This is a genomic window from Sphingobacterium sp. FBM7-1, assembly GCF_020687765.1.
Classification (GTDB): Bacteria; Bacteroidota; Bacteroidia; order Sphingobacteriales; family Sphingobacteriaceae; genus Sphingobacterium.
Map to the genome: position 1 here is coordinate 81,036 of NZ_JAJEWJ010000010.1, position 12,771 is coordinate 93,806.

Genomic DNA, 12,771 nt, shown 5'->3' on the forward strand with positions numbered 1-12,771 from the left:
TTTTCAGTTGGAACTATTCTCTAATTACAGGAAGTTGTTTTAATAAGAACTATGGCGATTATTGGAGAAATTATCAAACGTGTAATAGATGTAAATGGCTTAATTAATCAGGATGCCAGTCCCTGGGAGGCCCAGAAACAGGTGCTGTTAGGTTTATTAGACACTGCGAAAAACACGGCATTCGGAAGGAGGTACCATTTTGCGGAGATTCTTGCGGCCTCGGAGACCGTCAGAGAATTTCAACGTATTGTACCGAAGTTCGACTACGATAAGCTTCATGCAGAATGGTGGCATTATCTTCATGAAGGACATCAAAATATAACCTGGCCGGGTGGACAGCGCTATTTCGCTAAAAGCAGTGGCACGACAGGCAATAGCAAGGCTATACCGGTTACAGGTGATATGTTAAGCACTATCAAAAAGGCAGGTATACAGCAAATACTAAGCCTGAAGAACTTTGACCTTCCGGCCGACTTTTTTGGGAAGGACATTATGATGCTCGGTAGTAGCACAAAGTTGATTGATAACAATGGATTTTTGGAAGGAGAAATAAGTGGTATATCGGCAGCTAATTTACCTTTATGGTTCCGTAAATTTTATAAGCCAGGAAGGGAAATCGCGGCCACTCAAGATTGGGACGAACGCGTTCAAAAAATAACGAGGTCAGCAAAAAAATGGGATATAGGGAGTATGACTGGTATTCCGTCCTGGTCGGAAATTTTGCTGAAGGAAATTGTCCGCCATAATAAGGTGGATACAATACATGATATCTGGCCGAATTTGCAGGTATACAGTACGGGGGGAGTAGCCTTTGGTCCATATCGTAAAAGCTTTGAAAGTTTATTCGCAAAGCCCATGACTTATATAGATACTTATCTGGCATCAGAAGGATATCTCGCGACGCAGAAGCGACCGGATACGAATGCGATGGCACTTATTACAAATAACGGCGTATTCTTTGAGTTTGTTCCTTTTAAACCAGAAAATATGGATGACCGCGGACGTGTAAAGCAACATGCGCGGGCGTTGACCATTGAAGATGCAGAGGAAAATGTGGAGTACGTTCTGTTAGTTTCCACGGTAGCAGGGGCTTGGCGTTACATGATAGGAGACACGGTCATTATTACCGATAAAGAAAGGGCGGAAATTATTATTAGTGGACGAACGAAGCATTTTCTTAATGTAGTTGGCGAGCAGTTATCAGTGCACCAGATGAATCAGGCGATCGAAAAATTGCAGGTGCAGTTTGGTCTGGATATTCAGGAATTTACGGTTGCTTCCATGCGTCGAAATGAACACTATATCAATAAATGGTACCTAGGAGTTGGTCATGCACAAGACGACGGGTCGGCGGAAATTACGCAAGTCCTTGACAGGGCCTTGCAGGAAAGTAGTAAGGGGTATACGGTCGCAAGGCGTCAGACACTGGACGACGTCGAAGTGGAGATCATACCCGTTACACATTTTTATAAATGGAGTGAACATCATAACCAGCTCGGTGGGCAAGCAAAAATACCTCGGGTTATGAATGCGGACGATTTTGAAGCTTTTGAAACTTTTATCACTAAATTATGATGTCGGCACGTATTAGTTGTTGTCGTTCTGGGTGATAAGCTATTTTAACAAGAAGTCCTTTGCTAAGAGCTTTTCTCTTTCAAGGGGTGTCTCCTGTTCTAATCGTGCAACGATTTCGATAATGTCATCGGGGGAAAGGTACAAGCGTGCTATTTTATCTTTATAACGCGCGGAAAGATAGCTGTGTTGTAGAATGAATTCTTTTGTTGACAAGATAAAAGGAGCCATACCTCGATGGACAGCAAATGTATCTGCTGCTCTTTCTGCTTTCCGTATAAATCGTTTTGACAACCAATAAAGTAATCCAAAAGACGCAATTCCCCATGTTGTTCTTCGCTCATAGTCCATTATATGTCCTAGTTCGTGCCCAACCCATCCGATTAACACTTCTGTCGGAAGGTGATGAATAGGTTCAATATGTTGAGTAAGTTTGAATACGGGGTTAATTAAAATAGTATATCGTCGTTTTTCACGCCTCTGAAAAAGAGTACGGAGAACAGGTCGGGCGGCCATAACCGACTTTTTTAGCTTTTGGCTGAAACGGAATCGAATGCGTGTGTGTAATAGTTCGGGGTAGTGAGACAGGGCCTGGAGAACTATCTGTTCTAAGATTTTAGGAATTTCCTTATTTTGAGAAAATCTTATTGCGTATTCTGGTGTGTTATTTTCTTTATCCCGTTTGATATCCATAAGTTTTTTGACGTACGAACATGAGTTTAAAGCTCTTTTCTTAATCTAGCGACGGGAATATTCATGGCCTCCCGATATTTCGCAACAGTACGGCGTGCGATGGTGTATCCTTTTTCCTTTAAGATCTCTGTCAGTTTTTCATCCGCCAACGGCTTACGTTTATTTTCATTGGCAATACATTCCTCCAATATTTTCTTAACTTCTTTATTGGAAACCTCTTCGCCTGAGTCGGTTTGTATGGCTTCTGAAAAGAACGATTTTAACAGGAAAGTTCCGAATTCTGTCTGGACATATTTCGAGTTAGCAACGCGAGATACCGTCGAGATATCCATCTCAATCTTGTCTGCGATATCCTTCAATATCATTGGTTTGAGTAGACGCTCATCGCCGGTTAAAAAATAATCGTACTGATATTCCATAATAGCGTTCATGGTTTTCAGTAAGGTTTGTTGCCTTTGTTTGATAGCATCGATGAACCATTTAGCGGAATCCAATTTTTGTTTAACAAACTGGACTGCCTCTTTCATTTTTTTATCGTTTTTTTCCGCTTTTTCATAGTGAGCAAACATTTCTTGATAAGAACGGGATACGCGTAGCTCTGGTGCATTTCTTCCGTTCAGCGTAAGATGTAGCACGCCATCATTATTGTTGATATGAAAGTCAGGAATAATATGAAGTTGCTTCCCTGCGGAAGCGCCCGAATCACCCGGTTTAGGGTTCAATTTCAAAATTTCATTGATAATATCCTTGAGTTCTTCTGAAGTGACGCCAAGCTGTTTTTCTATCTTGTCATAATGTTTTTTCGTAAACTCATCGAGAAAGTGTTCCACTACTTTGATAGCTTGGTTGATGATAGAGTTGTTTTGATCTTTCTTGCGTAACTGTATAAGTAAGCATTCCTGTAGATCACGTGCTCCTATGCCTGCGGGCTCAAAGTCTTGGATTACCTTCAAAATAGCGAGCACTTCATTTTCTTCAACAATTACATTTTGCGAAAATGCGAGATCATCAATTAAAGAGAGAATCGGACGCCGTAAATAACCATCATCATCTAGACTGCCGATAATTTGTTGTCCGACGAGATAATCTTTGTCTGACAAGGCTAGCAAATCTAACTGATTTTGTAAGGATTCAAAAAAAGAATCCTGGACGGCGATCGGAATTTCTTTCCTATCGTCGTCATCATCACCGCCATAATTGGGAGAGTAATCGTTGTAATTGTCTTCTTGTATATATTCGTCTACACTAAACTCTTCTTCAAAATCGTTGTCGGGAGTGTCGAAATCGTCATCGGGATCACGATCCGGATATTCCTCTACCGGATCATTCATATTCGTTAAACTCCCGTCCTCTAAAGCGGGGTTCTCCTCGAGTTCTTCTTTAATACGAGCATCTAGGGAAACAGTGGGTACTTGCAACAATTTTATAAATTGGATTTGTTGCGGAGAGAGTTTCTGTAATAATTTTTGTTGTAAAGTCTGTTTTAACATGCTCTTGCTGATTATGCAGTGTAAAAATACTTAATTAAATCAGAAAACTAAAGTGCAGCGTGTCGGATAACAAGAGATTAGGTATAATTATTGAGGGGGCGATGGTTGGGAAGTGTAAAACAAGCGTAAACCAAAGAATGTTAAAATACGTTAATTTCAAAAACGGGAAACCGTTTTTTCTCCTCGCATGTCTGTTTTTAAAAAAACAATTTCCATATTTACCAGATGTTTAAAAGGGTTAAAAACAAAGTGATCCGTTTGCTTTTGATAGCGGTTTATAGCCTTATTATATTAGTATGTGCTGTACAGTTAAACTTCTTATGGCTATTTGGGTATTCCCCGACTAAAAATGATATTCTTTTGCCTACCCTTCATATTTCCTCCGAATTATATACAGCTGACTCCGTATTGATAGGGCGATATTTTGAAGAAGATAGAGATCCCGTGAGTTTTGATAGTATTTCGGTAAACCTCTTAAATGCACTGGTGGCGACCGAAGATGTTCGTTTTTATCGACATAAGGGTGTGGATTTTATAGGGTTATTTTCAAGTTTAGTCTCCACATTGCGAGGAGACAAAAGAGGGGGGAGTACGATAACCCAACAGTTAGCCAAGAATTTATACCGTACTCGATATAATCAGTCGCAAGGTGCCCTGGGGTATATCCCGGGTGTTCGTATGGGTATTACCAAATTCAAGGAATGGATGACGGCCTATAAACTGGAAAGTAAATACGAAAAGAATGAAATCATCACCATGTACTTGAACACCGTCTCATTTAGCAATAATGCCTACGGTATTAAATCAGCTTCGTTGCGTTATTTCAATAAACAGCCTAGTGAGTTGTCGGCTCCCGAATCTGCGGTGCTTATAGGGATGCTAAAAGGGACGACTCTCTATAATCCTATCCGTAACCCGGATAAATCAAAAGCGCGTAGAAATATTGTGCTGAGCCAAATGCAAAAGGAGGGATATATTAACAACGAACAATATATAGCTTACTCAAAGGAACCACTAATTCTAAATGTAAATAGTTCAGAACGTGAAGGAACGAATGATTCTTATTTACGGGCTGCGGTTCAGAAGTGGCTGGAAAAATGGAGTGAAGAAAATGATGTAGATATCTATACCGCGGGACTGAAAATATATACGACCATTGATTCCCGTATGCAAAAATTGGCGGAAGAAACGGTTGCGGAACAGATGGATAGGCTGCAAGATCGTCTAGATAATACATGGCGTGGTGAAGAACCATGGCGAGATAAAAGCGGTGTTGTAATTCCTGGCTTTTTAGAGGATAAAGCTCGAAAATTGCCAGTCTTTATGGCATTGATGGAGAAGTTTAATGGTGAAGAGGAAAGGGTATTTGAGCAGCTGCGTCAACCTAAGAAAATGAAGGTGTTCACGTGGGAAGGGGATAAGGAAGTTGAAATGTCAACGATGGATTCTCTGAAACATTATGTGAGTATGTTGAATACCGGGATGATGGCAATGAATCCATACAATGGAGAAATTAAAGTGTGGGTAGGGGGGATTAACCATCGTTATTATAAATTCGATCATGTGAATCAGGCTAAAAGACAGGCTGGCTCCACTTTCAAGCCTTTTGTCTACTTAACTGCATTAGAAGCAGGAATGGAGCCTTGTGATACCTATGAAGATAAGCCTGTACGACTGGATTTTGTGAATGATGAGGGAGAAAAAGAGATTTGGGAACCTAAAAATGCTGATTGGACTTTTTCTCACCGTGATATGTCGCTTCGCTGGGCAATGGCCCGTTCTTTAAATACAATCACCGCGCAGATTACGATGGATGTGGGTTGGGATAAAATCGTAGAAACCGCTCATCGAGTAGGTATCAATAGTCATTTGGCGTCTGTGCCTTCTGTGGGATTAGGTTCTAACGATGTATCTGTATTCGAGATGGTAAATGCCTATGCAACTTTTATGAACGAAGGAAAACGCGTAGAGCCGATTTTGGTGTCGGAGATTTACGATAATAATGGGGAGTTGATTGCTTCTTTCAAGACGACAGAGAAGCAGGTAGTAGATCCAGAAAATGCTTGGTTAATGACATATATGTTACGCGGAACGATAGAAGAACCTGGGGGAACTTCACAAGCGTTATGGGAATGGGATCTTTTTGGGGATGAAAATCAAATCGGCGGCAAGACAGGTACTTCATCAGATTATGTGGACGGATGGTATATGGGGGTTGCAAAAGATTTAGTTTCAGGGGTTTGGGTAGGTTGTGATGAACAAAGCATTCGTTTTAAAAATTCGCAAACAGGCGAAGGTTCTAAAACAGCACTACCGATATATGCGGCATTTATGGAAAAGCTCTATAGGCACCCGGAATTAGGAGTGACTAAAGGTAAATTTCCCGATTCAAAAGTGGAGATTTTAAAAAAATATAATTGTCCGAGTCCGAGGATCCGGACTGTTTCACCACCAGACAGTGTAAACACTGAACTAGATAGGGAGGAGCGTGGTTTGCAAATTTTATTAACCTTACCTGAAGTAGGAGATACGGCAGGAAACGAAATAGAAAGATAATTTGTATTTTTGGGAAAGACTAATCTTTGATTATGAAGGTAAAAAACAGATGCTGTTTAGCAAGAATCCAAAAATTGGCTATTGGATTAGTGTTATTGTGGATTATACCCCATATTGCTTCTGCTCAGTATTTCGGGCAGAATAAAATGCGTTATAAGAAACTTGATTTCAATGTGAAGGAAACGCCACATTTTGAGATGTATAGTTATCTTGAGAACGATAGTATGATGACTTGGCTGGCGAAAGAATCTGAGGTATGGTACAATATGCATCAGCAAGTTTTTCAGGACACCTTCGTACGAAAAAATCCGCTTATATTCTATAATAATCATCCCGAATTTCAGCAAACTACAGCCATCTCGGGTGAAATATCCGTGGGTACGGGCGGTGTGACAGAGGCGTTTAAACAACGCGTCGTCATGCCTATTATGCAGATTAATCATCAAACACGCCACGTCTTAGGGCATGAGATGGTACACGCTTTTCAATTTCGTGTGTTAATGGAAGGACGGGATACAACGCGTTTGGAAAATGTTGGAAATATACCATTGTGGATGGTGGAGGGTATGGCAGAGTATCTGTCTATCGGGAAAAAAGATGCATTTACCGCCATGTGGATGCGAGATGCCTATGCGCGTAACGATATTCCGACTTTAAAACAATTGACCGAGCAATCCTATAATTATTTTCCCTACCGTTATGGACAGGCTTTTTTAGCATTTATTGGTGCCACATATGGCGATACTGTGATTATGCCCATGTTTATAGAAACTGCCAAATACGGATATGAAATGGGGATACGACGGGTTTTTGGTTATGATGCACAGACGATGTCAACCTTATGGCGGAATACCATGGAGTCCACTTTTAAGGCGTTGAATAAAGACACAACTTCTCGCCCTATCGGACAGGCATTGATTACGCAAACAAATGGAGGTCGGATGAACGTCGCTCCAGCCATTTCTCCAGATGGACGCTTGGTGGCTTTTATGTCAGAAAAGGACCTGTTTGGTATAGACCTTTTTTTGGCCGATGCGCATACGGGGCAGATTTTACGAAAATTAGGTAGCCGAACCACTAATCAAGATATCGATGAATTCAGTTATCTGGAGTCAGCGGGCGACTTTTCCTCCGATAGCCGCTATTTTGCATTTAGTGTATTCAGTGAGGGTAAAAATAAATTGATGGTGATTGATGTTCAGAGCGGACGGACGATCGCACTTGAAGCCATGGGGGATATTGTCGAGTTTACCAATATCAATTTTGCGCCGGATGGTGAAAGCGTCGCATTTTCCGGTTTGCGAGAAGGTCAAAGCGATATCTATATTTATAATTTAAAGACTAAAGAACTGGCACAATTGACGGATGATAAATATTCCGACTTCCAGCCTAGCTTTTCGCCCGATGGGAAAACGATTGTTTTTAGTACCGACAGAATGTCGTTGGAAAGTGCCTCTCGATCGGTAGATATTCCGATGGGGATGGCTATGATCGACGTATCAACTAAAAAAGTGACTATCCTGGATGTTTTTCCTGGAGCTAACAATTTGAACCCCCATTTCTCAGGCGATGGAACATATATTTATTTTCTCTCTAATGGTGATGGTTACCGAAACATGTTTCGGTATTCAATAAATAATGGGGTAGTTGAAAGGCTTACGGATTATTTTACGGGGATTAGTGGAATTACAGAGTATTCTCCAGCGATGAGTATATCAAATAACGATGATATCGTATATTCTTACTTCAAAGGCAACCAATACAGCATCTATAAAGCAAATGCATCGGAATTTGAGCCTGAAGTGATGGATGGTCATAACGTTGATTTCACAGCTGCGATGTTGCCGCCCAATATAAACCGGGGCGTTAATGTTGTCAATACCAATTTGCAAAATTTCAATGCATACCGGCGGATTGATACAGCGCTAATTAATCCAGTACCATACCGTTCTAAATTTAAGTTGGATTATTTAGCGAACTCGGGTGTGGGTATGACGGTGGGTACCCGTTATGGAGCTGGAATGGCAGGTGGTATTTTTGGTGTGTTTTCAGATATATTGGGATATAATCAGATTTATTCTACGTTGAATATCAACGGAGAAGTACAGGATTTCGGCGGGCAGGTTGCTTACGTAAATCAACGAAGCCGCTGGAATTGGGGTGGTTCCGTATCGCATATCCCATACCGGAGTGGATTCCGTACCTATGAAGTCGACAATCTGGGCCGAGGCGATGAGTTGGTTCTTAGTGATTATATCATCCGTCAATTTGAAACGCAATTGGATGCTTTTGTGGCTTATCCATTTAATCGACACCATCGCTTCGAGATAGGTGGGGCTTTGGCTCGTTACGGTTATAGTGTGGAAAAATGGCAACAGAGTTATTTTAGTTTCGGCTTTGTGGATAGAAAGCGTCTGTCTAACGAGGAAGCTATGAACCTTCTTGGATTTAACCTCGATCCATTGGTGATGCAGCAGGTGAGTACGGCGTTTGTTGGAGATAACTCTATATTCGGATTGACATCTCCGTTACAAGGGTTTCGTTACCGCCTATCTGCGGGGCAATATTTCGGAGATATTAATATGCGCGCTTATAATATCGATTTACGGCGTTATTTGCGTTTTCAACCGATAACAGTAGCGGCCCGTGCATATGCTTATATTCGCTCTGGCGACGATCAGAATCGCTTGCGCGGTAATTATATCGGTTATCCGTTTTTCGTCCGAGGGTATGACAATTTGAGCCGTGACCGCGTTGGGAATATTTCTTTTGACGATTTGATGGGATCACGTGTCGTGGTAGGAAATTTCGAGGTACGCTTACCATTTACCGGTCCGGAAAAATTGGCTGCTATAAAATCAGGATTATTGTTTTCGGATCTCAACCTCTTCTTTGACGCTGGGCTTGCTTGGAATGATGGGAATAAGATTGTGAGCAATGTGGATAATAAACCACGAGTACCACAATATAACGCTGATGGTACGCCGTTGCTGGACCAGAATGGAATGCCAGTTTATGGATATGATAGGAATTACCGGGTGCCTATATTCAGTGCAGGTATTTCTATGCGGGTGAATTTGTTCGGTGCTATGATCTTGGAACCTTATTATGCGATACCCTTCGTGTCATCGCGAACAAAATTCGGTACCTTCGGATTAAACTTTATGCCAGGATGGTAGTCCAATAAATAAGTATGAGGTAGATTAGTGTAGAGGATAAGGTTGTTGAAGGTCGTTGTTTTGCTTTAAGCACAAACAACGACCTTTTTATTATCCCTATTGTTATTCGGACCGGTGTAGTGACAAAGGTTTAACCAATTAGGGTTTTTTAACCGAATAAGCTTTTCCCGTTGCATCCTTGTATATCGGCGCAATTTGTGTTGGCAAGCAAGTGCTTTTTCTATTTCGTGAAATGTTTCCATATACACAAGGATGTTTAATTTAGGCACATGACTGAAGAATCCTGATGACGTAAAATGAGTTTCTTGTAGCCGGATAGTTATATCGGTGCAATAACCAACTTCCAAATAGGTTCGATTACTATCGGTAAGAATATATACAGTATGTGTTTCCATTGTATTTCAATTATTATACTAACAAATTTGGTGATCTGCGTATTAAATACTAATTTTATTGGCACAATAATACTAATTATATTAGTAAATAAAAATTATTTGGAAGGACGGATGGTAAATGATTGAGTTACAGTTTGATTATTTTACATTTGATAGTACTCAAATTATTAAATAGAACAAAATAGATAAGAAATTATGTCGAATATAGCATCGAATCTCAAGTTTTTGCGAAAACGAAAAGGCTTGACGCAGCAGCAATTTGCTGATGCGCTTGAAATAAAAAGAGCATCTGTTGGTGCCTATGAAGAAGATCGTGCCGAGCCGAAGTATGAACTTCTCAGAAAAATAGCGCGGTTTTATGAGCTGACTATGGATGAGTTGGCGAACGATGTGATAGACGAGAAATGGCGGCCTCAACCCAAAAGTAACGCGTCGAATTTGAGGGTATTGAGTATAACTGTGGATGGCGATGAAAGAGAGAATATAGAATTGGTTCCTGTTAAAGCAAGTGCGGGGTATTTAAATGGGTACGGTGATCCCGAATATGTCGCGGATCTGCCAAAGTTTTCATTACCTATGTTTAACCAAGGAACTTATCGGGCGTTTGAAATTAAGGGTGATTCGATGTTGCCACTTCCATCTGGAAGTGTTATTATTGGTGAATATGTCGAAAATTGGCACGATATCAAGCCCGGTCAAACTTATGTCATTGTTTCAAAAGACGACGGTGTTGTATACAAACGTATAGCCTACAAGTTCAAAGAAGAGAAAGGGATAAAACTAGTTTCTGATAATAAAACATATGAATCTTATTGGGTGAATACAGACGACATTATCGAAATCTGGAAAGCAAAAGCCTTTATCAGTACCGAGCTTCCTGAGCCGAGCCCGGAACCAACTATGGAGACATTGACTTCAATGATGGCGCAAATGCAGAAAACAATTAAATCGGTGGTGGATAACAAATAAAATCGATTTGGCTATTTAAAATAATATAATTACCTTTGTATAATCTGAATAAGAGGGGGCATATTATGCCCCCTTTTTTATTCGAATTACGAAAAGGTGGTCCATTAACAGTTAAATTCACGTATCGAATTGGGTATGCAAATAGAAGAAAGAGTACGGGAACTAGTAGAAGAGAAGATTGCGGATAGAGCAGATTTATTTATTGTGCGTATTAAAATGCATAATAATGGAATTTTGGAGATATTGATGGATGGCGACGATGGTATCGCGATTGAGGATTGTGTGCAAATTAGCCGTCATGTAGGGTTTCATTTAGAAGAGGAAAATGCAATTGATCGTGCTTATCGTTTAGAGGTTTCTTCACCGGGAATTGATACGCCTCTGTTATTGCATCGACAGTATCAGAAAAATATTGGGAGAATGGTACGTGTAAAAGGGCTTGAAGGAGACAAAAGAGAAGGTAAGCTAATCGCGGTGAATGACAAAAGCATTACGATTGAGGAAATAAAAAAAGAAAAAGGAAAAAAGGCTGTCCCACAGGAAGCTGAAATTCCGTTAGATAACATAACAGAAACAAAGGTGTTAATTTCATTTAAATAAAAAATGAGCAGCAATATCAATTTGATCGACTCTTTCCAAGAGTTTAAGGAGTTTAAAAATATCGATCGTCCGACCGTTATCACCGTATTGGAAGAGGTGTTCCGCAGCATGATACGCAAACGTTTTGGGACAGATGAGAACGTGGATGTGATTGTAAACCCAGATAACGGAGACTTGGAAATATGGCGAACACGAGTGGTCATGGACGATGGGTTTTCCGAAGATGATGATTTGGAAATCGAACTGTCTGAAGTACACCAGTATGATCCGGATTTGGAAGTCGGCGACGAATATATCGAGCAAATTACATTGGAAAGTTTTGGTAGGAGAGCTATCTTAGCCGCGCGCCAAACATTGGTTTCGAAAATATTAGAATTAGAAAAAGATGAGGTCTTTAAGAAATATAAAGATCGCGAAGGTGAATTGGTGATCGGTGAGGTTTACCAAATATGGAAGAAGGAAATTTTGGTATTGGACGAAGACGGAAACGAATTAATTCTTCCAAAAACGGAGCAGATCCCAGCAGATTATTTCAAAAAAGGAGATAGTATACGCGCTGTTGTGTTTAAAGTAGATATGATGAACAGCAACCCGAAGATCATCATTTCTCGTACTGCTCCTGAATTTTTACAGCGTTTATTTGAATTAGAAGTGCCGGAAATTTTCGATGGACTCATTACAATTAAGAAGATTGTACGTGAACCTGGAGAAAGAGCAAAAGTAGCGGTTGAGTCTTACGATGATCGTATTGATCCGGTAGGAGCGTGTGTAGGTATGAAAGGATCCCGTATTCACGGTATCGTGAGAGAGCTTCGTAATGAAAATATTGACGTTATAAACTATACTTCAAATCATATTCTATATATTACCCGTGCTTTAAGCCCGGCTCGTATCTCCTCCATTAAAATTGATGATGAGAATAAGACTGCCGCTGTTTACCTGAAGCCAGATCAGGTGTCTTTGGCGATAGGCCGCGGCGGACACAATATAAAACTCGCTGGAAAATTGACGGGTTATGAAATAGATGTATACAGAGAGAATGATGAAGTGGAGGAAGATGTGGATATCGAAGAATTCGCGGACGAAATCGATAGCTGGATTATCGATGAGCTGAAACGCGTTGGACTTGATACTGCGAAGTCAGTTCTAGGGCTCACTGAGGCAGAACTCGTGAGGCGTACGGACTTAGAGGAGGATACTATACAAGAGATTCTTCGTATCCTTGCAGCTGAGTTCGAATAAGGTGTTTCGTAATACTGTCACTGAAAAAACAATTGAGCGGAAATTGTTTTTTCAGTGTAAAAAAGCATATTTTTG

Annotated in this window: 8 protein-coding genes; 6 read left to right on the forward strand and 2 right to left on the reverse strand. The window is 40.6% G+C overall.

The genetic code is table 11. The features are described from left to right. Positions 1-51 precede the first annotated feature (51 nt). On the forward strand, positions 52-1,575 hold the full coding sequence (locus tag LKO28_RS14460; protein ID WP_227695726.1) for a GH3 auxin-responsive promoter family protein: 1,524 nt from the start codon (positions 52-54) through the stop codon (positions 1,573-1,575). A 39-nt stretch (positions 1,576-1,614) separates the two neighbouring features. On the opposite strand, the gene LKO28_RS14465 is transcribed toward LKO28_RS14460, so the two are convergent. Continuing rightward, on the reverse strand, positions 1,615-2,265 hold the full coding sequence (locus tag LKO28_RS14465; RefSeq protein ID WP_227695727.1) for a hypothetical protein: 651 nt from the start codon (positions 2,263-2,265) through the stop codon (positions 1,615-1,617). 26 nt (positions 2,266-2,291) lie between these two features. After that, the gene (gene rpoN, locus LKO28_RS14470; protein ID WP_227695728.1) at positions 2,292-3,755 is read right to left on the reverse strand and encodes an RNA polymerase factor sigma-54; all 1,464 of its coding nucleotides are present in this window, start codon (positions 3,753-3,755) and stop codon (positions 2,292-2,294) included. Between the two features lie 225 nt (positions 3,756-3,980). On the opposite strand from rpoN, the gene LKO28_RS14475 reads away from it, so the two are divergent. The 5 genes from LKO28_RS14475 (at position 3,981) to nusA (ending at position 12,696) form a co-directional block, all read left to right on the forward strand. Continuing rightward, entirely contained in the window at positions 3,981-6,311 is a 2,331-nt protein-coding gene (locus LKO28_RS14475) for a penicillin-binding protein 1A (protein WP_227695729.1), read from the forward strand. Between the two features lie 74 nt (positions 6,312-6,385). After that, the gene (locus tag LKO28_RS14480; protein WP_317206641.1) at positions 6,386-9,490 is read left to right on the forward strand and encodes a DPP IV N-terminal domain-containing protein; all 3,105 of its coding nucleotides are present in this window, start codon (positions 6,386-6,388) and stop codon (positions 9,488-9,490) included. A 590-nt stretch (positions 9,491-10,080) separates the two neighbouring features. Then, on the forward strand, positions 10,081-10,854 hold the full coding sequence (locus LKO28_RS14485) for an XRE family transcriptional regulator (protein WP_227695731.1): 774 nt from the start codon (positions 10,081-10,083) through the stop codon (positions 10,852-10,854). A 135-nt stretch (positions 10,855-10,989) separates the two neighbouring features. After that, positions 10,990-11,454, forward strand: coding sequence for a ribosome assembly cofactor RimP (rimP, locus tag LKO28_RS14490; RefSeq protein ID WP_227695733.1), 465 nt, complete (start codon positions 10,990-10,992; stop codon positions 11,452-11,454). A gap of 3 nt (positions 11,455-11,457) precedes the next feature. Beyond that, positions 11,458-12,696 (forward strand): transcription termination factor NusA, encoded by a 1,239-nt coding sequence (gene nusA, locus LKO28_RS14495; protein ID WP_227695735.1) that lies wholly within the window; start codon positions 11,458-11,460, stop codon positions 12,694-12,696. Positions 12,697-12,771 lie beyond the last annotated feature (75 nt).

Coding starts and splice junctions, on each gene's coding strand:
- rpoN (WP_227695728.1), bottom strand. CDS start 3,755: ATGTTAAAACAGACTTTACAACAAAAATTATTACAGAAACTCTCTCCG.
- LKO28_RS14460 (WP_227695726.1), top strand. CDS start 52: ATGGCGATTATTGGAGAAATTATCAAACGTGTAATAGATGTAAATGGC.
- rimP (WP_227695733.1), top strand. CDS start 10,990: ATGCAAATAGAAGAAAGAGTACGGGAACTAGTAGAAGAGAAGATTGCG.
- LKO28_RS14475 (WP_227695729.1), top strand. CDS start 3,981: ATGTTTAAAAGGGTTAAAAACAAAGTGATCCGTTTGCTTTTGATAGCG.
- LKO28_RS14465 (WP_227695727.1), bottom strand. CDS start 2,265: ATGGATATCAAACGGGATAAAGAAAATAACACACCAGAATACGCAATA.
- LKO28_RS14485 (WP_227695731.1), top strand. CDS start 10,081: ATGTCGAATATAGCATCGAATCTCAAGTTTTTGCGAAAACGAAAAGGC.
- nusA (WP_227695735.1), top strand. CDS start 11,458: ATGAGCAGCAATATCAATTTGATCGACTCTTTCCAAGAGTTTAAGGAG.